18 protein-coding genes are annotated in these 19,233 nt (G+C 64.6%); 6 read left to right on the forward strand and 12 right to left on the reverse strand.

What is annotated here, in order from left to right; all coding sequences use genetic code 11:
• Window positions 1-69 precede the first annotated feature (69 nt).
• The 4 genes from ACGFIO_RS17595 to ACGFIO_RS17610 all read right to left on the reverse strand — a co-directional run bounded on the left by ACGFIO_RS17595 (window position 70) and on the right by ACGFIO_RS17610 (window position 3,498).
• Window positions 70-2,211 carry a cell division protein FtsK gene (locus tag ACGFIO_RS17595; RefSeq protein WP_392827290.1) on the reverse strand — a complete coding sequence of 714 codons (2,142 nt, stop codon included), beginning with the start codon at window positions 2,209-2,211 and terminating at the stop codon, window positions 70-72.
• Between the two features lie 91 nt (window positions 2,212-2,302).
• Window positions 2,303-2,497: a hypothetical protein gene (locus tag ACGFIO_RS17600; RefSeq protein ID WP_392827291.1), complete on the reverse strand. Its 195-nt coding sequence runs from the start codon at window positions 2,495-2,497 to the stop codon at window positions 2,303-2,305.
• Window positions 2,498-2,518: 21 nt separating this feature from the next.
• On the reverse strand, window positions 2,519-3,253 hold the full coding sequence (locus tag ACGFIO_RS17605) for a DUF2637 domain-containing protein (protein ID WP_392827292.1): 735 nt from the start codon (window positions 3,251-3,253) through the stop codon (window positions 2,519-2,521).
• Window positions 3,253-3,498 carry a DUF6284 family protein gene (locus tag ACGFIO_RS17610; protein ID WP_392827293.1) on the reverse strand — a complete coding sequence of 82 codons (246 nt, stop codon included), beginning with the start codon at window positions 3,496-3,498 and terminating at the stop codon, window positions 3,253-3,255. The genes ACGFIO_RS17605 and ACGFIO_RS17610 overlap by 1 nt, the downstream gene beginning before the upstream one ends.
• Before the next feature lie 382 nt (window positions 3,499-3,880).
• Here ACGFIO_RS17610 and ACGFIO_RS17615 point away from each other — a divergent pair, with 382 nt between their 5' ends.
• Window positions 3,881-4,741: a GntR family transcriptional regulator gene (locus ACGFIO_RS17615; protein WP_392827294.1), complete on the forward strand. Its 861-nt coding sequence runs from the start codon at window positions 3,881-3,883 to the stop codon at window positions 4,739-4,741.
• Window positions 4,696-5,559, forward strand: coding sequence for a glycosyltransferase family 2 protein (locus ACGFIO_RS17620; protein WP_392827295.1), 864 nt, complete (start codon window positions 4,696-4,698; stop codon window positions 5,557-5,559). The genes ACGFIO_RS17615 and ACGFIO_RS17620 overlap by 46 nt, the downstream gene beginning before the upstream one ends.
• Before the next feature lie 18 nt (window positions 5,560-5,577).
• Here the strand turns inward: ACGFIO_RS17620 and ACGFIO_RS17625 are convergent, their stop codons facing one another.
• On the reverse strand, window positions 5,578-5,826 hold the full coding sequence (locus tag ACGFIO_RS17625; RefSeq protein ID WP_392827296.1) for a GntR family transcriptional regulator: 249 nt from the start codon (window positions 5,824-5,826) through the stop codon (window positions 5,578-5,580).
• A 115-nt stretch (window positions 5,827-5,941) separates the two neighbouring features.
• Between ACGFIO_RS17625 and ACGFIO_RS17630 the strand changes: the two genes are divergently transcribed.
• The gene (locus ACGFIO_RS17630) at window positions 5,942-6,187 is read left to right on the forward strand and encodes a hypothetical protein (RefSeq protein ID WP_392827297.1); all 246 of its coding nucleotides are present in this window, start codon (window positions 5,942-5,944) and stop codon (window positions 6,185-6,187) included.
• Between the two features lie 11 nt (window positions 6,188-6,198).
• On the forward strand, window positions 6,199-6,786 hold the full coding sequence (locus ACGFIO_RS17635) for a hypothetical protein (RefSeq protein ID WP_392827298.1): 588 nt from the start codon (window positions 6,199-6,201) through the stop codon (window positions 6,784-6,786).
• A 440-nt stretch (window positions 6,787-7,226) separates the two neighbouring features.
• Here the strand turns inward: ACGFIO_RS17635 and ACGFIO_RS17640 are convergent, their stop codons facing one another.
• The 4 genes from ACGFIO_RS17640 to ACGFIO_RS17655 form a co-directional block, all read right to left on the reverse strand.
• Entirely contained in the window at window positions 7,227-9,338 is a 2,112-nt protein-coding gene (locus ACGFIO_RS17640) for a hypothetical protein (protein ID WP_392827299.1), read from the reverse strand.
• A 588-nt stretch (window positions 9,339-9,926) separates the two neighbouring features.
• Window positions 9,927-10,622 (reverse strand): hypothetical protein, encoded by a 696-nt coding sequence (locus tag ACGFIO_RS17645; RefSeq protein ID WP_392827300.1) that lies wholly within the window; start codon window positions 10,620-10,622, stop codon window positions 9,927-9,929.
• 904 nt (window positions 10,623-11,526) lie between these two features.
• Window positions 11,527-13,095 carry an ATP-dependent endonuclease gene (locus ACGFIO_RS17650; protein ID WP_392827301.1) on the reverse strand — a complete coding sequence of 523 codons (1,569 nt, stop codon included), beginning with the start codon at window positions 13,093-13,095 and terminating at the stop codon, window positions 11,527-11,529.
• A 288-nt stretch (window positions 13,096-13,383) separates the two neighbouring features.
• The gene (locus ACGFIO_RS17655) at window positions 13,384-13,629 is read right to left on the reverse strand and encodes a DUF6019 family protein (RefSeq protein ID WP_392827302.1); all 246 of its coding nucleotides are present in this window, start codon (window positions 13,627-13,629) and stop codon (window positions 13,384-13,386) included.
• A 176-nt stretch (window positions 13,630-13,805) separates the two neighbouring features.
• Between ACGFIO_RS17655 and ACGFIO_RS17660 the strand changes: the two genes are divergently transcribed.
• Window positions 13,806-14,705, forward strand: a complete 900-nt coding sequence (locus tag ACGFIO_RS17660) for a GntR family transcriptional regulator (protein WP_392827303.1) — start codon at window positions 13,806-13,808, stop codon at window positions 14,703-14,705.
• Between the two features lie 13 nt (window positions 14,706-14,718).
• Window positions 14,719-15,180, forward strand: a complete 462-nt coding sequence (locus ACGFIO_RS17665; protein ID WP_392827304.1) for a hypothetical protein — start codon at window positions 14,719-14,721, stop codon at window positions 15,178-15,180.
• A 13-nt stretch (window positions 15,181-15,193) separates the two neighbouring features.
• Here ACGFIO_RS17665 and ACGFIO_RS17670 read toward each other — a convergent pair whose 3' ends face one another.
• The 3 genes from ACGFIO_RS17670 to ACGFIO_RS17680 form a co-directional block, all read right to left on the reverse strand.
• Window positions 15,194-16,477, reverse strand: a complete 1,284-nt coding sequence (locus ACGFIO_RS17670) for a methyl-accepting chemotaxis protein (protein ID WP_392827305.1) — start codon at window positions 16,475-16,477, stop codon at window positions 15,194-15,196.
• 198 nt (window positions 16,478-16,675) lie between these two features.
• Window positions 16,676-16,966 carry a hypothetical protein gene (locus tag ACGFIO_RS17675; protein ID WP_392827306.1) on the reverse strand — a complete coding sequence of 97 codons (291 nt, stop codon included), beginning with the start codon at window positions 16,964-16,966 and terminating at the stop codon, window positions 16,676-16,678.
• A 73-nt stretch (window positions 16,967-17,039) separates the two neighbouring features.
• Window positions 17,040-19,232 (reverse strand): putative bifunctional diguanylate cyclase/phosphodiesterase, encoded by a 2,193-nt coding sequence (locus tag ACGFIO_RS17680; RefSeq protein ID WP_392827307.1) that lies wholly within the window; start codon window positions 19,230-19,232, stop codon window positions 17,040-17,042.
• Window position 19,233: the final 1 nt, after the last annotated feature.

Below are 19,233 nucleotides of genomic sequence, written 5' to 3' on the forward strand. Positions count from 1 at the left end.
TATGGCCTGACCAGGCCGGTCGCGGGTCGAGTCGCGTGGACGCGACCGGTCGCGGGTCGTCCGCGACCGTCAGGCGGCTTTCCGCCGGCCGATCGCGGCGTCGATGTCGTCGGTCTTGGCGCCCTTGAGTGCCTTGCCGTTCCGCTTGACATCAACGCTGCGTACACCGAACGCTCGGACCTGAGCCGAGATCGACTCGGCCGTGGTGTCGGCGTACGCCTCCGGGAGCCGTTCGCCGAGCCGGGAGGCGATCTCCTCCCACTGGGCTCCGGTCTCGCCACGCTCGATCACGGCGCGGACGTCGGCGAGGACGTCTCGGGCGACCCGGGCGATGTCCTCCCCGGCGGCCATCCCGGTGAGGGTGCCCGCGGCCTCCCGCAGTGCCCGCGCGGCGGTCAGGATCTTCTCGGCGTCGTCGGCGTCGGCGAGGTAGGTCCGGACGGTCGGGGTGGCGTCCGACGCGCCGCGCAGGATGCCCACCCCCTTATAAGAGGGCAGCAGGGTGGAGCTGTCGTGCCCTTCCGAGTACGCCCCGGAGCCAAGGACCAGGTCGGACACCTGCCACGACCCGGTACGCAGGCTGAACCGCACCTGGTGGTTGTCGCGGAAGGACACGAACTGCTGAGCGACCTGCCCCGACCCGATCCCCGAAGGGCGTTGGGTGGCGTCGACGAACCCGACCCCGGCGGCCGGAGCGACCTTGACCAGGTACACCAGAAGGGAGGCGATCTCCTTGCTGATCTCGCCGAGGTCGAAGTACTCCTGGAACTCGTCCAGGAACACCAGCCGGACCGGCATCTTGTACTTCGGATCCCGGGCGATCTCCCTGGTCAGCTTGCCCTCAGGGCACACGTCGACGGGCAGTTTCGACAGCCGCTCGTAACGGTCCTGCACGTCGGCCTTGATCTCCCGGAGGGCTTCCAAGACGATCTCGGCGGGGTCGCCGTCGCGGGTCATCGCCAGGCCGAACGCGCACCGGTCGGCGACCAGGGAGAACTTGCGCCAGTCCGGCTTACCGCCACCGTCGAGCACGGTCAGCTTCACGTACGGGTCAAGTGCTGCGTACAGGGCCAGGAGACGCGCCGCGAACGTCTTGCCCTGGCGGGGTTGCGCACCGATCAGGATGCTGTTCCACAGCAGGTCAACCATGACCTTGTTGCCGCGTTCGTCGAGGCCGAACGGGGCAGGCTGCCACACGTCGGTGGCCTTGCACCGCAACAGCGGCGTTCGGCCGGCCCCCGCCGACAGCGGATCCCGGTCGGCCACCCACAGCGTGTGCCGACGGTGCGAGCTGAAATCCCGGGTGATGAACACCTGAGAGATAGCCACGTCCAGACCGGACGCGATAGCACCGCGCGCCTTCACGGCCTCATCGAACGTCTTGCCGTACGGCAGATCGATCGACACCTGGGAACCGGTCCCCGAGGGGTCCCGGGCCATGGTCGAGCCGAAGCTGATCTGCTGGTGCGGCTTGTCCGGGTGGCCCAGACCCGCCGCGTAGTACGCGCGGAGGATGATGTCCGGGTTGACGCGCCGGAACCGTCCGGCGACGGTGGCAGGGGTAATGATCGGCCGGTCATCGGGGCGGCCGATGTGCGCCAGGAACGTCACCACGGCCGTGGCGACCAGGGCGAGCGCCCACCACGGGGCGGTGACCCACAGGATCGGTCCGCCGATGACGACGGTCAGGACTTCGGCGGCCAGCACGATGAACCGCCACATGCGGGTGGCCTTGACCTCCCGGTGCAGCTTGAGCCACATCGCCGGATCGTTCGCGTCGGCGGTACCTTGCCGCAGCGCGTACTGCTCGGTCACCCACCACCATCTGATCTGCCGACCGGCCAGCCGGAACACCCCGACGACGGCCCAGAACGCGGCGAGGATCGCGTACTTCGGCGAGCGCAGCGCGTGGAAGCCGCACCGGTAGCCGAACACGGCGAGGGTCTGCCTGATGTTGTGCTTGATGTTCGGCCAGCTCGACCAGCCGACCGGCACGATCGGCACCCGGCCGGCCGCCCCGGACGGCGGCGGGTCGACGGGCATTCCGCCAACGGTCGGCGACTCGTCGAGGGTCACCTCGAAGTGGGTATCTCCCGCGCCGGTCGTTCGGCGGGTGCGGGCCTCGCCCAGGTCGACGACGTTCTTGACGTCGGCTTCGGCAGCGGTCCAATCAAAGTTCTTGTCGTCAGGGTTGGGATTCTGCGGGACCATCAGGCTCTCTCCTGCGGGTCGTGAAGGGCTTGCGGAGGGAACCGGCGGCACGGCGTGTGCTGGCAGGCTTGGGCCGTGCCGCCGGGCGGAGTCAACGGGGCGCGTTGTGGTCGGTGGCGTAGAGGAAGCCGAACAAGGCTTGCTGCAACGCGACCAGGTCAGTCGCGTGGATCGGGCGGGGGTAGCCGTGTTTGGCGAACTGATCGGCGATGTCGATCAGCAGGCCGAACGTGAACCGCCGGTCAGCGTCGGGACGCGGCAGGGGGTAGGCATTCTGGTCGGTCATGACGGTGGCTCCCTTCATTGATCAGGCAGCTGTGAGAGCCGGGGTTTCCGCAGGCTCCGGGCCGGATGGTGACGCGTCCGTGACGCGCAACGCGGCGAGGTGACGCCGCGCCGTCGACGGCGAAACCTCCGCCCGCTTGGCGATCTCCGCCACGCTGGCGCCAGGCATCCGCGCGGCGACCTTGGCGACCTTGCTCGCCGACGCGGGACGTGGCGTGACCCGCTTGGCGGGCGTCTTCTTGATCGGCGTGGCCGGAGCGGGCGAGGTCTCGGCGACCCGCGCGATTGGTGCCTCAGACGTGGTGTCCGTGACGGTCACGATGTCTTCCGCCACGTCGGTGACGCGGCGAGCGGTCGCCAGCAGCGCGCCGGTCGCCATGACCATCAGCCCGTCAACAGCGAGCGGGCCGAGCATCGCGGTCAGGGTGTCCTCGCCGTAGAAGTGCAGCAGTCCGGCGAGGTGCTTGTAGGAGACGAACGCGGCGACCAGGGCGACCGGGAGCAGGCCACCCAAGCGGAGCGCGGTCCAGCGGCGGCCGGACGGCCACGCCACCCGGGCCAGGATCTCGGTAGCCACGAACAAAGCGACCGGCCAGAAGATCGCACCGACCACCGCGCCCGTCTGCGGCGTCCAGTCGACCGGGACGTCGGCCGGCGGGACGTAGGAGTGCGCGACGTTGGCGGCGATCGACACGGTGCCACCCAGGGCTGCACCGATGTAGGCCCAACCACGACCGGAAACCGACGGCTTGCGCATCAGGCCACCGCCCTGCGAATCGCGGGAAGCGCGGCCAGCTCGGCGGCCACGCGGGTGACCCTGGCCTCTGCACGGCGCATGCGACGCCAGTCGAGGACGGTCGGACCGCCGTGGTCGTCGGCGTAGATGAGGTTGATCTCGGCGTCCAACAGGTCCAACTCGGCCGCGATCAGCGGCCACTCGGCCTCGATCGCGGCCAGGTCGGCAGCGGTCGGACCGTCGGTGATGCGGTGAAGCTTGCTCAATGGAACCTCCGAGGGGGCGCCGTGTTCGGCAACGTTTGTGCCGCACACGGACAGGCAACAAGGGGACGTGGATCAGAAAGAGTCACGAGATACGCGACGTCGTGACCTCGGTTGAGCCTCGGATGGACAGGTCAAGCGGCCGGACACGTCGACGGCCGAACACCCGAGGTAACCCCGAAAGGTCACGTATGCACTTGTCAGAGAGCAAGTCACGACCGGCCTTCCTGCGGCAGCACAGGCGAAGCCAAGCCCGACATGCCGACGAATCGGCCTGCCAACTTCGGTACCGAAGTACCGAAGTTGGGATGAGGCTACGACAGGTGATCGTCGATGCGCAAGCACTTCGGTACCGAAGTACCAAACCCGCTGCTAAAGTGCGGTCATGACAGCCGAACGGACTCTTGGGACCGTGGCGCTCCATGACCAGATAGCCGACGATCTACGCGAGCGGATCGCTTCCGGTGAGTACGCACCGGGCGCCACGCTCCCGTCTGTGCGCCAGCTACAGGACAAGTGGAAATGCTCCGACGGCCCCGTACGCGACGCGCTCACGATCCTTCGCAACGAGGGGCGCATCATCCAAAGTCGAGGTGCCCCCGCCCGTGTCCGGATCGCTCCGGAGCGAGCACTCTCCATCTCCATCACGCCTGAAGCCGCACAGACGCAGAAGGACCTCGCGCTCCGTCCGCAGAATGAGCGTGCCGAGACCGGCGCCTCAGAGCTGGCCCTAGGCGTACCGATCGACCAAACCGCCTTCACCGCCACCTACACGCGGGTGCCGGCCGACCGGGAGCTTGCCGGAGAATTCGAGCTGCAAGCGGGAGCTGAGTTGCTTCGGCGCGAGTATCGGACGGTCCACAGCGAGTCGGACCGGCTGGTGCTGTCGAGCGTTTCGCACATCCCGATCGCCCTGGTCGAAGGAAACCCCGACCTGCTCGACGAAAAGAACGAGCCGTGGCCGGGCGGGCACTGGCACCAGCTCTACACGGTCGGCATCGAGATCGACCGCATCGAAAGCTCGATCACGGCAATCCAGCCGACGCCGAGGCAGCGTCAAGACTGGAAGATGGACCCCGGCGTACCACTGCTCTGCCTGCGAAGCCTCTCGATCGACACGGAGGGCCGCGTGGTCGAGGTGGCCGACTCCACCTATCCGGGCGACCGAACCGCAATCTCCTTCACGCAACAACTCAGCCGGTGGCCGACGACCCGTCGCGCCAGGCCGGGAAGGAAGGCTGTCTAGTGCCAACGCTCTCGATCATCACAGCGGCGTACGCCCCGAGCGCGGCCTACCTCCGGGAGACCATCGACAGCGTTCGCGCCCAAGAGCTCCCGCAAGGATGGGACCTGGAATGGGTCGTCCAGGAGGACGGCATCGCTCCTTCCCTCGCTCACCATTTCGCACAGGTCAAATGCGCCCGATACGAAGCCAGCGGCGCGCAGCTGGGCATCGCGGCGACCCGCAACCTGGCGCTGTCGCGAGCGACGGGTGACCTCATCCAAGTCCTCGACTCCGACGACGTGCTCCTGCCGGGTGCGCTAAGGGCTCTAATCCCCAAGTTCGAAGAGAACCGGATTCACTGGGCGGTTGGTCAGGCTGACGACCTGATGCAGGACGGCTCACGAGTCGCGTGGAAGTCGGCGCTTCCCTACGGGCTGGTCTCACCCGGCACCGTGAACCGATGGGCAGAGGAGAACGGCGGCAACTGGCCCATCCATTGCGCCGGCCTAATGCTCCGGGCCATCTCGCTACGAGCGATCGGCGGATGGGTCGGCCTGCCCGGGGACGAAGACATCGCCATGTTCGCCGCACTGTCAGAAATAACCAAGGGCTACAACCTCGACGGCGTGACATGGCTCTACCGCCAGCATCCCCAACAGATCACTCGTTCGCGCGCGACGCGCCACCTCAGCGAGGATTGCAGGCGGCTGGCTCTCCAACGAATCAAGGCCGTGCAGCTTTCCGGCCTCGACTTCGGTAGCTCACGTCAGTTCGACTTTGACCTGGACGTGCACCTGGTCAAGGTCGGCCCAGCAGCTAAGCAGTCGGGTGACGCATGATGTCGTACATCGCGGGAGCTACTTGTCGGCGCCAGTTGACGGCGGCGACACATAGGTCCCGCGCTGAGGAACCGTGAAGACGAGACCCTGCTCCCGTAACGTCTCGACGGCACGTCGAACCGTTCCGCGGGCAATACCGAACTCTTGGATGAGCTGGCTCTCACTGGGGATCGGCCGATTCGGCGCCCAATCCCCCTTCTTGATCCGCTCGCCGAGGATCTCAGCCAGCTGTAGGTAAATCGGCACAGGGCCGTCCGGCTCGATCATGTCGACACGCTAAACGACTACAAGCAGCCAGGTAGCTCTAACTACGTAACTAAACGTCTAGAGACGGAGCTAGACGAGTGTGAACGAGGGCTGCGATCGCTTCGCGGAGGAAAGGATGCTCATCGATTCATTGCCCGGCGGCGTGACCCTCACCCGCAACCAACTCGGCGGCCACTGGGTCGAATGGAACGGAAGGTTGATCGGCTGGTTACACGCGAGCATAGGAAACCACTGGAATGCCTACGCATACATCCCCGATTCAGAATACGACGGCGACGAACTGGGACGGTTCTCACGAGTAGAGGCGCTAAAGAAAATTGCCAAGACGGCAGGCTGGAAGAGCAGCAATAAATCGGAGTGAAAGGAAATATAATGGATGACGCCAGGTTTGCGTCGGGACTGACTCTCACCGACGAGAACCGCGAAATCATGGCCGAGACGTTCGATTGGCCGGATGACGCGCTTGACATCTGCAAGTTCATCGAGATTGATTTCCCCGAGTGGTATCCCGTATACATCGGAGTCGACGGAGGCGACCGGGCCTACCCGCCTGGCTTTTACGCAATTCGGCGCTTCTCATGGAAGTCAGAGCCGCCGGCCTACGGCGCCACAGATGATGAGCTGCGAGCTGCACTCAACGACTGGCGCCCTGGTCTTGCCCCGCCCAACGCCGCAGCAGCAGACCTCCTCGAAGAAGTGACTCCCGTGCTCATGGGCCTGAGCGAGCTGGAGAATCAGGCCGGACTCGGCCCAGAGATGCTTCAGCTCCTCTCGCGCATGAACATCTTCCCGCCGCCCATCGCCGACTTGGCCAGCGGGCCGCTGTGGCTAACCGCAGAACTCCAAATTCGATTCGGTCGCAAACTACAGAGGAAGGAGCCGGAAAAAACCCAGACGTGGTGGTCGAGGTGGTGGCAGCGCCTAAAGGGACAATCTAGCCCGTCCGCAAATCCGGCCTAACTTCAAGGCTTCTAAATCCGACTGCTGGGAGACGGCCGGTACCGCAACCGCCCCCCAGCATGCGATCCAGTGCGCGAGGCGCTGACCGGTCTTCGCACGGGGCGGCGTCGGTTGCCGCGACGGTTCGCAGCCGCCGGCGACCTCCCTGGGGCCAAAGCTCCAGCCCGGGGAGGTTGTCGAACGTTTCGCAATTAATCGACGAAAGGACACGAATGCAATTCTCGGAATGGGTCACGCTTACCGTATCGAAGCAGCCCAACAATGCCTTAGTACAGAACATATGACAGGAGAAAGGTACTGACCTTCGCCGATCTTCTATTCGGCCGTCTATTCCCTCGATCATCTACGGCGACGGGCCGGAAGTATCTGCTTCCCGCCCGTCGCTGACCGACGTCCCTCACCTGCCCGCCCTCACGTGCCCGGTCGTTGGCCGCAAGAAACTATTTCCGATCCAAGAGGGCAATGAAGTTCAGAACGGCATCATTTGGATTTCCACTGTCCATGTCGCGAATGGTGAATCCGTGCAAGGATAGCTTTTTGACATCAAGGTAGTAATGCGAGCCTCGGCGGTAGACGAGCTCCAGTTCCTGCAGTCGATCGAGATAGCGCCTCCTGACGCTATTGTTCTTGACGATCCTTTGCTCCAAGAGTTCGTCGAACACGCTAGGAGATTCACCCGCCTGCTGCCTAAAACTTCTCAGAATTGCGCGAAGGTTCATATAGTCGTTGCGTCCGATGAAGGCAGATCTTCTGGACGGACCAGGACTATAGGGGCGCAATGCAGCAAGTGGCTCCTTGCAATAGACGACGAACGCATTAATTCGTGGAGCTTCAATGGAGAGAGGCCCCAAGGCGATGATCGTCTCGGCGTCCATGAGCGATGGCGGAGCACTTTCAACCCCTGGGTCGACAGAGATAATCTCGGCGTCCAGATTGATTTCCTTAGCCACAATCGCAGCTGATGGGCCGAGGATGAAGCGCTGCGACTTGCTCCCAATAATAACGCCCACGTCGGTTACCACGAGCCCACGAGAAATGCGATCCGTGAAGTGGATTGCGCCAGACAGGTCACCAACCGTGAATCTTAGGTTAGCGCCTGATCGACTCATGGTGTCTTTCAGCTCAAGCAGTGCATCACCGCCGCCCTGGAGGAAGGAGAAAAGCTGCTCCGCCTTGCTCATAGAGGAACTGTTCTGCGATTGCACCAGTACTGGTACAAGATTCTCGGGAATCTGGGGGTAGCCGTCGTCAGAGCTGGTCGCAAACTCATGAACGAATTGGTAGAAGAACGGCCCGACGCCTGTGATTCTGTGCCGCGGATCTGACTTCAGACTGGCGGCACAGGCAGGGTCGATGGCAGCCTTGGCCATGATGAAGTCAGAGAAGACCACGTTCACCGCATTTTTTCCCGCCAAGAAGGGGTGGTCTCCCATAAACTGGGTCGCATGCTTCTCATACGTTTCTCGTAGCGACGCGGGCATCGTGGCCGGCATCTCGACTGCGATGTCCACCCCAAGCACGTGACTAACGAGGCGAACGCTCTGCTCCTGCGGAGAATAGATGCCTTCAAACCCGTCCCACGACTCATTGGCCGCCAACAGCGCCCTCATCTTGTCAACGGTGCGACCCTTGAATTTCGCTTGCTCACGTTCGAGAAGCTCATCAATTATCCTTAGCAGGATGCCCTTCGGCGCCGCAGAAGCCGAGCCCAAAATCTGCTGTTCTTTATGTGGGTTTGGGACAGCTAGGAATTCTCCAAGTACGGAAAGCACCGGCGCGTAGCCCAAGAACCCGTTTACTTCCAGCCATACCTTTTGGGCAGAAGTAACCTTCTCGGTCAGCAAGGCTGACGCGATCTCGCGCATCCTGCTCTGCGCAAGTTCCTCGAAAGGCCCCGGGTACTTGACGGCAGAGTCGTAGTCGCGACCCGGATACTGTTCGTGCATCCGGGCCATGAATGAGTGGATGTAGCTTAAAGCCTGCTCGTAAGAGAAAAATGAAACCTTAGCATTTGCCAACGGCGCGCCTTCTGAGGCAAAGAACAATTCAACCAGTTCGGCCGTATCCGGCCGCGAAAGCAAGACAATGCTCAAACCTTCACCGGAACCGCGGCCCGCAAGCTTGCGCACATTGTCCAGAAACGCTAGAAAGTTTGCTGTTCCCGCTTTAAGGTGAGCTTCATCGAGCGCATCAATAACCAGCCCTGCTCGACCCGCCATTACTTCCCCGATAAAAGGGGAATTGAATCCGAGCGCGTCCTGAATCAGACCCGAGAGCGAGTAAGATCCGACCTGTGCATGAGCGGCGTCAATTAGCGGCCAATTGAGCGTCGCGGCGAGCGCATTGGCGGCCGCCGACTTTCCCACCGCTCCAGGCGCCTCTATGAGCAGAATCCGAGAGCCCTCAGGAAAGATCCAATCCCGGAGGTCGGGCCAAACGTAGCCGGGAGGGACGTGGACGTCCGCCGTAAGTGCCTTGACGGACTCATCTTCGGGCGTGAGCGGCCCGTCAAGTGAAACCAAGTGTTCGGTCAGATCTCTCAGGGTCTTCAACTCAACGCTCCATCACAAAATCACTCGCAGCGACTCTCGTGATACATGACGCTACTAAGGCATCGATGATCGTTTCCACGACTCAGGGACCTAGTTCGTCACCTCTTCGGTCGCCGCATCCCGTCCGAGTCGACACACTGAGCGCTAGCTGCGGCTAGCGGTCTCAGCGGTACTGTCGCTAGGCTCACGCCCGGTCTAACGAAGCGTTGATAGATCGGACGCGGTGCGACCAACGCGTGTCAACGATCGCCGAGCGATCTGTGTGTGGGCAGGTCATCGCCTTGCGGCCCACAGGCTTTAAAGCCGGTGAGAACCTTCTGCGCGACGTTAAAGCGGCCCGTTCCGCAGGCCGCTCGCGCGCCGCCGGACCTCGGCCTGGCCGCTGGCCAGCCGCCGGCGTTCTTGGGACTCCGTCCACGACGCCGCGATGAATCCCGCCGGCCGGCGCGAGGGTACGTCGTCACTTCGGAAAGCTATGCCCCCGGCGGGGACTCCGGTATCAGAGATGGGTGGTGCCATCCCGACAGCCTCCGTCCAGGCGAAGCCGAACGGAGGCTGTCGGGATGGCGGTTGGTCCGAGATTGCTGTTCAGGCGTTGTCGTCGAAACGGACATGCGTCTCTGGATGGGTCTTCTGTAAGTTCAGGCGTTCCTCGGGATTCTGCAGCTCAAGCGGATGATGCAATGGCTCGTAGGGAAGAGGCTTCCGCTTCGCGCGGCGGAGTATTGCTCGCCATAGGGGAGTGAAGTTCGTGTAGATGATGTCGTTGAACCAGACCGCTTCTCGATTGAGCTCTGTTGCGACTCTTGGATACTGGCTTTGATATGTCGCCCATTGTGCGTCAGCTTCAAGCATATCCAATCGCGTACATGCGTTAAAGCACTTTGTCAGCGCCTCCATGCATGCCCGTGCAGGGATTTGGACGTCTGGTAGCGAGAATGCCTCAAGTTCCGCGAAGGCATCTCTTACTTTTTCTTGACGCCCTCGTGCCGCATCGAAGTTGAATGTTGTTTCCGGTGTTTCGCCAGCGTTGTTGGCCTCATGAGTTTGACGGGCCAAGATGCGAAGTGCGTCGACTCGCGCCGCGAAAGCCCAGGTTGCTTTTCGGAAGTTGACTCCCAGTTCCCGCCGGCGTGCAATTTCCTTGAATATTAGTTCGCGCGTGAATGATTGGGTAGTTGAACGTCGCGCCAGTCCGGCTCCTACCCAAATTCCTAGCACTGCAATTATTGCAGCTACTACAGGGGCTGCGCTCTTTAAGATCTCTGGCCAGTAATAACTCACGCGGACAGAATGAAGTATAGGTGTTCTTGCTGCAATGGTCCGAACGCGTGGTTGAGGCATCCGATCCGGGGGCGGTGGAAGATTGTTGGAAAGGAGGGCTGCGTTTACGTTGAAGCGACGAACCGAGCCCGGCAGGCAGGGCTGTTGGGGGTACAGCAGCGAAGTACAGCAACCGGAGCGTCGTTAGCTACTCATGTTTGGCTGATCATGTCATCTGACCTGCGTTTCTGGACTTCGATGGCCTTGCTGCCGGGACCCGATCGGTCATGGGTTGGTTGACGCCTGTCGGCCCCACGGGTTGGGCTAGACCTGGACACAGTTCCCTACGGTCTCAGTTGTGGTCTCATTCGGTGCTGAATGGAGCGGTTCGCCAGCGTTCAGGCAGGGAGGTAGCCGCAGGTCATGGACGGTGCTGACCATCGCCGGACGGCGGTCTACAGACTTGGAAAGCGTGCGGGGGCGTTGGGAGAAATCGGGGAGAACTTGGCTTGATCGCTGCCCCCGGCTGACGACTAAGACCAACGTAGACCAACGCCCTGAGCTGCGACTTTACCGTTGTGGCGAGGTCAAGATCCGTCCGCTGTCCTCATTCGGGACGAAGAGGCCGTCGGTTCAAATCCGGCCACCCCGACGTGAAGTAAGAGCAGGTCAGGGTCGGTCCTCCGGAGGCGGAGGGCCGGCCCTGATTTTCGTTCCGGCCGCGGTTGGGGCGGGACGTGGGGCATGGAGTCACGGGGACGTGCCGCGCGGAACCCCAGGTTGATGGTCGAGCACTTCCCCACGGAACCGGAGGCCGACGTTCGGGCCGCCAAAGCCAACGTTTGGCCCAGCGTCACGCAAGCGTCTTCAGTCGGCTGAACAACTGATCGGCCATGTGATCATCAGGTACGGAAAGGACGATAGGTCACAGGGCCTCGAGGAAGCCGCCAAGGTCAGATTGGAGCATTTCCTCGCGGCTTACGTTCGCGGCGATCCTCCAGTTCTCCGTTTTTGCCCAGCCCTGGCTCACGCCTTTTTTGTCGAACGGGCCGAGAGCTTCGAACTTCCGGCCGAACGTTCTATCGATCGCAGTCTGGCTGAAGTAGTTTTCCAGAGCACGTCGCTCCAAGACGTGTCCTGCTATCCCGAGCCTCGCGCACAGAGACGTGAAATCTTGGCGTTGGCGGCTCAGTGCGGCGGACGGCGACTTGCGTTCGCTGTCAATAAGATATGAGACTGACTTCGATATGCGAAGTATGTCGAGTAGCTCTTGTTCTACGTCCCCTCGGATCATCTCGCCTCCATGAAGCGGCAGGCAAAGCACTTCGTGCTCCTTGCCAAATGACCGCAGCAGTTGCATCATGGCGCGAATCTCGGTTTTGCCCTCAACGAGCAGGATCTTGGAAAATCCGAGCTGCGGGCTGCCCTCGAACGATAACTGGCCCATGAGCGTGACGAGAGAATCCGCACCCTCGTATGGCGCTACTTTACGTCGGCCGGCGTCGGTCTTGGACACCACGAAGATCTGATCAGCGCTGGTCCGCGCCAGCCCCATGCTGTGGGTCGCGTAAATCGTCGCAGTGCCGACATACTTGGCCAGGGTCGTCAAGAAATCCAATTGGAGGGATGAGTGCAGGTTGAGCTCTGGTTCATCGATGAGCAGAATGCTTGGACGCCGGACCAGTAGATTAACCAGAACTACGATGAAGTGAGCAATGCCTGCCCCTTGCTCGGTGAGCCGGAAGCTGCGGCCATCGACCGTCAGCTGAAGCGCGTTCATCTCAGGATTTGGGTTGATGTCCAGGGCCTGGAAGCCAAAGATTCGACGGATCTCGTCGAGGAGAATGGCGACGGCCTCATTGCTGTCCGGATCATATCCGGACTTGTATTCAGCAAAACGTTCGACAAACGCGCTTCCAATTTGAATGTCGAAATAGTTGGCTTGAGTGCCAATATTGATAGCGTTGCGAAAGGGGCCGACATACATTGTGTCTTCAAGCACATTCATTGCGAAAATGAACGGATTGAAAATCGACTCTCTTACGTCTGGTTGCATGCCGCTGCCCGGACCATACAGAACTTGATTTCCGCTCAGGATTCTTGGCGTCACCCGCCCGCCCTTTTGAAAGTCGAACTGGTATGTCAGAACCTCGCCATGATCCGCAAATGCGCCGGCCGGGCCGTCATTTACCGTAAACGATATTTCAATGTCTCGGTTTTCACCTGCTCGCCACGGTCGCTCCCCCGGCAGAACGCCAAAGCTGTTCACATTCCATGGCTTGGCATGCAACAGCATCTGGCTCGCTTCACCGATGGGGGTGTTCTTATTGAAGACCGAAAAGAAGGGCCGGAGCTCATAAATCAGCCGGAGAAGTGAACTCTTGCCTGAATTGTTCGTTCCAACCAGCGCCGTAAATCCGTCTCGGATCGAGAACTTCACCGGATCGTCGCCGAAGCAGCGGAAGTTGCGAACGGCAATATCGATATCCAACATGATCTTCCTCCCGTGCCGGAGCCGGCCAACCTTATCGGATCCCACTCGTTCGGAGAGACGTGGCACCAGAGTCCTCTAGCAATCGCGGTCACGCCACGGGTGTGTTCATGTGGGTCTTTGCCGCTGTTTCGCACCTGACCGCACGAAATCGTCCTTGAGCGGGAATAGAAGGCCAGGAACCAACGCCAACGCGTCGACGATGCGACTCTGCCGAGAAGATGTACGCGTACACCGTTAACCGTCGTCGGGCCTTGGAACGCGCCAGCGACATTTGGGCTGGGTACACGGCTAGACCAAGCGCCCGAACGACGAATAGCCGGGGCAGTCGGCGTAGCCACCGGCGGTCAGGAACGTGTGGGCGACATGCTCCGCATCGGAACCGCAGGAACGCGGCTCCCGGCCGGCTGGCTCGGCCGCCGTCGTGATCCGGTGGGCCTCGATCATGCCGTTGCGGACGGCCGCCTTGACGATCAGGTAGAGCACGATCAGGCCCACCGTCGTGATCACCACCGCGGTGATGATCAGGGCGGTCACTCCGGACGCTGCTGCCGCTTCCACGGTTCGCCCGATCGGCCGCCGGGCGGCTGACCTGAGCCGATGAGCTCGACCAGCATCATGCGCGGCGCCGGTTTGCGCGACGGTCGACGCCTCATGGACCGCGCCCGAAGATCATCGCCGGTTGCGAACGGCCTATGACATAGGGTGGCCGGGTGAGTGAGCTGACCGTCGACACGGCGTCGGCCACCCCGGTCTACCGGCAGATCGTCGAGCAGGTCCGTTACCTGGTCGACGGCGGTGGGTTGCGGCGCGGCGATCGGCTGCCGCCGGTACGCCAGCTCGCCGACAATCTCGGCGTCAACCGGAACACCGTCGCGAAGGCGTACGCGATGCTCCGTGAACTGGGGTTGATCGAGACCAAGGGCGCGTCCGGGACGACGATCGCCGGGCCCGCGCCGCGCAAGGACCGGCTGCGCGAGGCGGTGCTCGAGGCGGTGCGCGGGGGGATGAGCCCCGAGGAGGTACGCGACACCGCGTACGCCCTGGCCCAGTCGGTCGGCTCCGACGTGCGGGCGGTCTTCGCCGAGTGCAACGAGGAGCGGGCGGTGGCCTTCGCGAAGGAGCTGTCCGAGCGGCTGCACGCCGACGTGCGCCCGAGTCTGCTGACCGAGCTCGGCACCAGCACCGTCGACGCCGAGCTGGTCGTCACCACGTTCTTCCACCTGGCCGAGGTGCGGCGCTGGGCCCGGGCGGCCGGCCGCGCCGTCGAGACCGTGGCGATCGTGGTCGCGCCGCACATCCGTACCCTGATGAAGGTGGCCGAGCTGCCCGCGAACGCCCGCGTCGGCGTCCGCTACTCGACCCCCCACCAGGCCGAGCAGGTGCGAGATTGGCTGGCCGCGGCCGGTCCGGCCACGGTCGAGATCATCGGGTACGAGACCACGGCGCTCAACCCCGGCCTGACCATGCTCGTGGTGCCCAGCGAGGAGCCGGCGCTGGCCGCGGTGGCCGCCCCGGGCACTGAGGTCGTCGAGTTCGGCAACGTCCTCGACGAGGGCTCGATCCGCATGGTCGGCACAGTCCTCGACGAACTCCGAACCCGCTCCGCTTGACCTAGGACACGACATGACGTCCCTGACGGCGACTCGTCCCAGCTTCTGGAAGAACGACTACGAACTGGCCGTGGACGGTCGCGTGGTCACCCGCTGGAATGCGAAGTTCTGGCGCGCCGGCGGCTCCTTCGAGCTGGACGGCCGCACCTACGAGGTCCGGACCAACGCCTGGGCCACCCGCTACGAGATGACCGACCAGCCCACCGGCGTCCTGATGGCGACCGCCGAGCGCGTGGGCCGCAAACGCTGGACGATCACAGCCGACGGCCGCACTTACGCTTTCCAGCGCGGCTCGGTCTGGCGCCTCGAACAACTCCTCATCCTCGACGGCCACCCCGCCGGCAGCATCCGCCGCCCCTACCTGCGTCCGGGCACCGCCGAGGCCGACCTGCCGGGCCTGCCGCCCCACGTCCAGATCTTCGCGTTCCTGGTCGTCCTGAGCGGCTGGGACCAAGCCTCCGCGGCCGCCGGCTGACGCCCCGCCCGGGTCAGCGGGCGGAGATCTCCGACGCCCGGGCGACCTCGTCGGCGACGCTGGTGACCAGGTCCCGGGTCTGTGCGGCCATCGCCACCTGCTCGTTCATCACCGACGCGGCCAAACGCTGCGCGTCGGCCACCGCGCCCAGGCGGCTGGTCATGCCGCTCACCGCGGTGCCCAGGGCGGCCGCGCCCGAGGTCACCTCGGTCACCGTGGCTTCGATGCGGGCGGTTGCGGTGGCGGTCTGGCCAGCCAGTTGTTTGACCTCGCCGGCGACGACGGCGAAGCCCTTGCCGACCTCGCCGGCCCGGGCGGCCTCGATGGTGGCGTTCAGGGCCAGGAGGTTGGTCTGGTCGGCGACGGCCTGGATGAGGTTGGCGATGGTGGCGATGTCGGCTACCGACGTACGCAATTCCTCCAGGCTCTTGAGCGCTGCGTCGGCGTCGCCGAGGGTGGTGGTGACCTGGTCGCTGGCGTGTGTCACGGTGCGGGTGACGTCCGACAGGGCCGATTCGAAGCCGCTCAGGGCCTCGTCGGCGTCGGTGCGGAGGCGGGCGCCGGTGGCGCTGGTGCGTTGGAGCACGTCCTCCAGGCGTACCGCCATCTGTTCGGACCGTTCGAGCTGGGCCTGCGCTTCGGCCCGGGCCGCCTCCTCGCGCCGGTTGGCGTCGTCGGCGGCCTCGCGCAGCTGGGCCGCGCTCTGTTCGGCCAGCTGGGCCTGGCGGTTCTCGTTCTCGCGGCGGACGGCGGCGTCGAAGTGCCAGTAGGTGATCTGGGCGGCCGACATGGCCAGCACGAATGCGGCGTGCAGCAGGGCCCGGCCGAAGACGGCGCCGGCGCTGTGCCCGCTGTGCTCGCCGTAGACGAGGCCGGGGGCGAGCAGGCCGATGCCGAAGTGGTGTCCGGCGACCAGGAGGACGGCCAGGGCGAAGGCCAGCCAGTCCTGGTAGAGGCCGATCAGGGCGATCACCACGAAGAAGTGGAAGTGCAGGTCGATCTGCCCGCCGCCGGCGTGGACGAGGGCGTCGGCCGCGAGCAGGAAGCCGACGCTGGTGGCGATGGCCCGTCCGCGCTGTGACTTGGCCAGGCCGGTGGTGACGCCGCAGATCATGACGCCGCCGAGGACGGCGAGTAGGAGCGGCGCGTGGTGGCCGGGGCTGAGCTGCCCGGTGAAGTAGCCGATGACGAGGATGACCGGCACGTGGGCCCAGAGCAGGACCCGCAGCACCCGATGGCGGGCGTTGAACGCCGGTTCGGAGAGCTGTACGTCGGGAATCAGGGCCAGTGTGGGCATCTCGGGTCCACCGTCTCCCATCGGCGCCCGGTTGTGGGGGCAAATCGGGAGCTTTCTTTATTTCTTGAAGTTTCCTTACAGTAGTTGACTCCGCCGGAGACATCGGGTTGGCTCAATGCGTTACACGCGGACTTCAACACGGAAGAGGGGCCGAGAGGGGTACGGCCGGGCGGCGGCCGTACCCCTCTCGACGAACCTCTAGAGCGCGAGCTGCGGACGCGCCGGAACCCCGGTCACCGCCGGCGCCGCCGCCCGTGGCGGGGGCACCGCATAGGCCGGGACCAGCATCGACTCCACCGCCGGAGCGATCCCCGGGCGCTCGTTGAGCGAGATCAGCCGGGCCGCCCGGGCCAGGGAACCGGTCTCGCCGTCACGGAAGCCGGCCCGGTAGCCCCGCTCGTAGCGTTCGCCACGGCCCAGGGCACGGCCCAGGGCGAAGCAGGAGGATCCGGCGAGGGCCAGGAGGAACAGCAGAGCGAAGGGTGTCACGGTCCGTCCTCTCGAGAGTGTTGGACTCCCATTGAGTCGCAAAATACTCGAAACCCGACAGAACGGACCGTAACTATGCGATCAGTGACGCGTTCGGGTGACTGAGGCTCGTGCTCTCCAGGAACGGTGGTAGGTCGGACGCGTCGGCGGGGCGGCAGAGGTGATAGCCCTGGCCGTACGCGCAGCCCAGCGCGCGCAGCGCATCCAGCTGGGCGGCGTTCTCGATGCCCTCGGCCACCACCCGCAGACCCAGGATCTGGCCGAGCTGGACGATGGTCCGCACCAGAGCCAGGTCCTCGCCGGTGAGTTCGGCCCGGGCGATGAAAGCACGGTCCACCTTGAGTTCGTCGACCGGCAGTTCGCGCAGGTACGCCAGAGAGGAATACCCGGTGCCGAAATCGTCGATCGAGAGCTGGACGCCGAGCGTACGCAGCGCCAGCAGCCCGGACCGGGCCAGATCGGGCTCACTCATCAGCACCGACTCGGTCAATTCGAGCGTGACCGCGCTGGACGGCAGGCCGGCCATGGCCAGCGCGCGCATCACGTCGTCGGCGAACCTCGGGTAGACCAGTTGGTGGCCGGAGACGTTCACGTTCAGCGTCAGGTCGGGGAAGGTTCGGCGCCACCTCGCGACCTGCGCGGCCGCCGTTTCCAGCACCCACCGGCCGATCTCCACGATCAGGCCCGACTCTTCGGCGATCGGGATGAAGTCGACCGGGCTGACCAGGCCACGGCCGGGGCTGTGCCAGCGGATCAGCGCCTCGACACCGGCCACCTCGCCGGTGGCCAGCCGGATCAGCGGCTGGTACTGCAGCGCGAACTCGCCGGCGTCCAGCGCCTTCTGCAGGTCGCCGCGCAGGCTGAGGTAGTTCAGGGCCTCGGTGTGCATGTACGGCTCGTACACCACGACCTTGCCCGGGCCCTCCTTCTTGGCCCGGTACATCGCCACGTCGGCGTTGTTCAGCAGCACGTCCGAGTGCTCGGAGGTCTCCCGCGAGATGGCCACGCCGACGCTCGCGCCGATGAAGATGTCCCGGCCGGCCAGCCGGAACGGGTCCTTGACGGCGTTGATGATCCGCTCGGCGACGCCGGTCGCGGCCTCCATCGGCGAATCGTGCAGCAGCACCGCGAACTCGTCGCCGCCGAGCCGGGCGGTCGTGTCGCTGGCCCGCACGCAGCCGCGGATCCGGCCGGCCACGGCGGCCAGCAGCTGGTCGCCGGCCTCGTGGCCCAGGCTGTCGTTGACCGCCTTGAACCGGTCCAGGTCGATGAAGAGCACGCTGGTCGGGTCGGTCGACACGTCGCGGGAGGCCAGCACCCGGTTGAAGATCTTCAGGAACAGGCCGCGGTTGGGCAGGCCGGTCACCGGGTCGTGGTGCGCTTCGGGCACGGCTTCGACGGTACGGGCGTCGGCCATCGCCAGGCTCACCTGCTGCGCGAACGCGGCCAGCTGGTCGCGGTGCTCGCCGTGCCGGTCGGCCGGTCCGGGCAGCCGGGCCACCAGGCTGCCCGCCATCTCGCCGGTCACCTGCACCGGAGCGGCGATCACGGCGTCCTGGGCGAGCGGGCGGATCAGCACCTGGCCACCGGCCATCGCCTCGCGGGCCTCGGCGTGATGGGTGGACGCCTCCGGCGTACCGGCCGTGGACGCCACCGTCAGCCGCCGGGCCCGGCCCTCCTCGGCCAGCATCAACGCCACCGAGTCGGCCCCCAGCAGGGCGGCCGCGCCACTGGTGACCGCGTCCAGGATCTCCGGCAGCGGCCGCCGGTTGGAGATGTTCCGCTGGATCGTCAGCAGGGTCTCGACCAGCATCTGCTTGGTTCGCGCGCTCTGCGCCACCCGTTCTGAGTCGGCCCGCAGGTTGCGCTCGTCGGACAGCGCCCGGATGCTGCGCAGGGCCAGGCCGAGCACCTGGGCCAGGCCCTGCAGCACGTGCCGTTCCTCGGGGCTGAACTCGTCGGCGACCCGGCCGACCATCAGTGCGCCGTGCTTCCGATCCCCGGCCAGCGCGGTGTAGCAGGTGTGCAGGGCGCCGAGCCCGGGCACGCCGAGCCGCCGGTCGGCGCGGAGCAGCCCGGTCACCGGCACGTCGGCGCCGAAGCCCCAGGCGCCACGGACCTCGTCGGCCAGCACCACGGCGGCCACCTCGGCCTCGACCATCTCGGCGGCCCGCTCGACGGCGGCCGCGACGGCGGTCTCCTCGTCGGCGGCCGCGTTGACTGCCGAGAAGTACTCGGTGAGCTGGAGAGTCGACCAGTTCGGCATG

It is taken from the genome of Actinoplanes sp. NPDC049265, from assembly GCF_043197135.1.
Taxonomy (GTDB): Bacteria; Actinomycetota; Actinomycetes; order Mycobacteriales; family Micromonosporaceae; genus Actinoplanes.

Bases quoted from the DNA above. Each gene is read 5' to 3' on its own strand.
- ACGFIO_RS17595 (WP_392827290.1), bottom strand. From the start codon at position 2,211: ATGGTCCCGCAGAATCCCAACCCTGACGACAAGAACTTTGATTGGACC.
- ACGFIO_RS17600 (WP_392827291.1), bottom strand. From the start codon at position 2,497: ATGACCGACCAGAATGCCTACCCCCTGCCGCGTCCCGACGCTGACCGG.
- ACGFIO_RS17605 (WP_392827292.1), bottom strand. From the start codon at position 3,253: ATGCGCAAGCCGTCGGTTTCCGGTCGTGGTTGGGCCTACATCGGTGCA.
- ACGFIO_RS17615 (WP_392827294.1), top strand. From the start codon at position 3,881: ATGACAGCCGAACGGACTCTTGGGACCGTGGCGCTCCATGACCAGATA.
- ACGFIO_RS17625 (WP_392827296.1), bottom strand. From the start codon at position 5,826: ATGATCGAGCCGGACGGCCCTGTGCCGATTTACCTACAGCTGGCTGAG.
- ACGFIO_RS17630 (WP_392827297.1), top strand. From the start codon at position 5,942: ATGCTCATCGATTCATTGCCCGGCGGCGTGACCCTCACCCGCAACCAA.
- ACGFIO_RS17635 (WP_392827298.1), top strand. From the start codon at position 6,199: ATGGATGACGCCAGGTTTGCGTCGGGACTGACTCTCACCGACGAGAAC.
- ACGFIO_RS17650 (WP_392827301.1), bottom strand. From the start codon at position 13,095: ATGTTGGATATCGATATTGCCGTTCGCAACTTCCGCTGCTTCGGCGAC.
- ACGFIO_RS17665 (WP_392827304.1), top strand. From the start codon at position 14,719: ATGACGTCCCTGACGGCGACTCGTCCCAGCTTCTGGAAGAACGACTAC.
- ACGFIO_RS17670 (WP_392827305.1), bottom strand. From the start codon at position 16,477: ATGCCCACACTGGCCCTGATTCCCGACGTACAGCTCTCCGAACCGGCG.
- ACGFIO_RS17680 (WP_392827307.1), bottom strand. From the start codon at position 19,232: ATGCCGAACTGGTCGACTCTCCAGCTCACCGAGTACTTCTCGGCAGTC.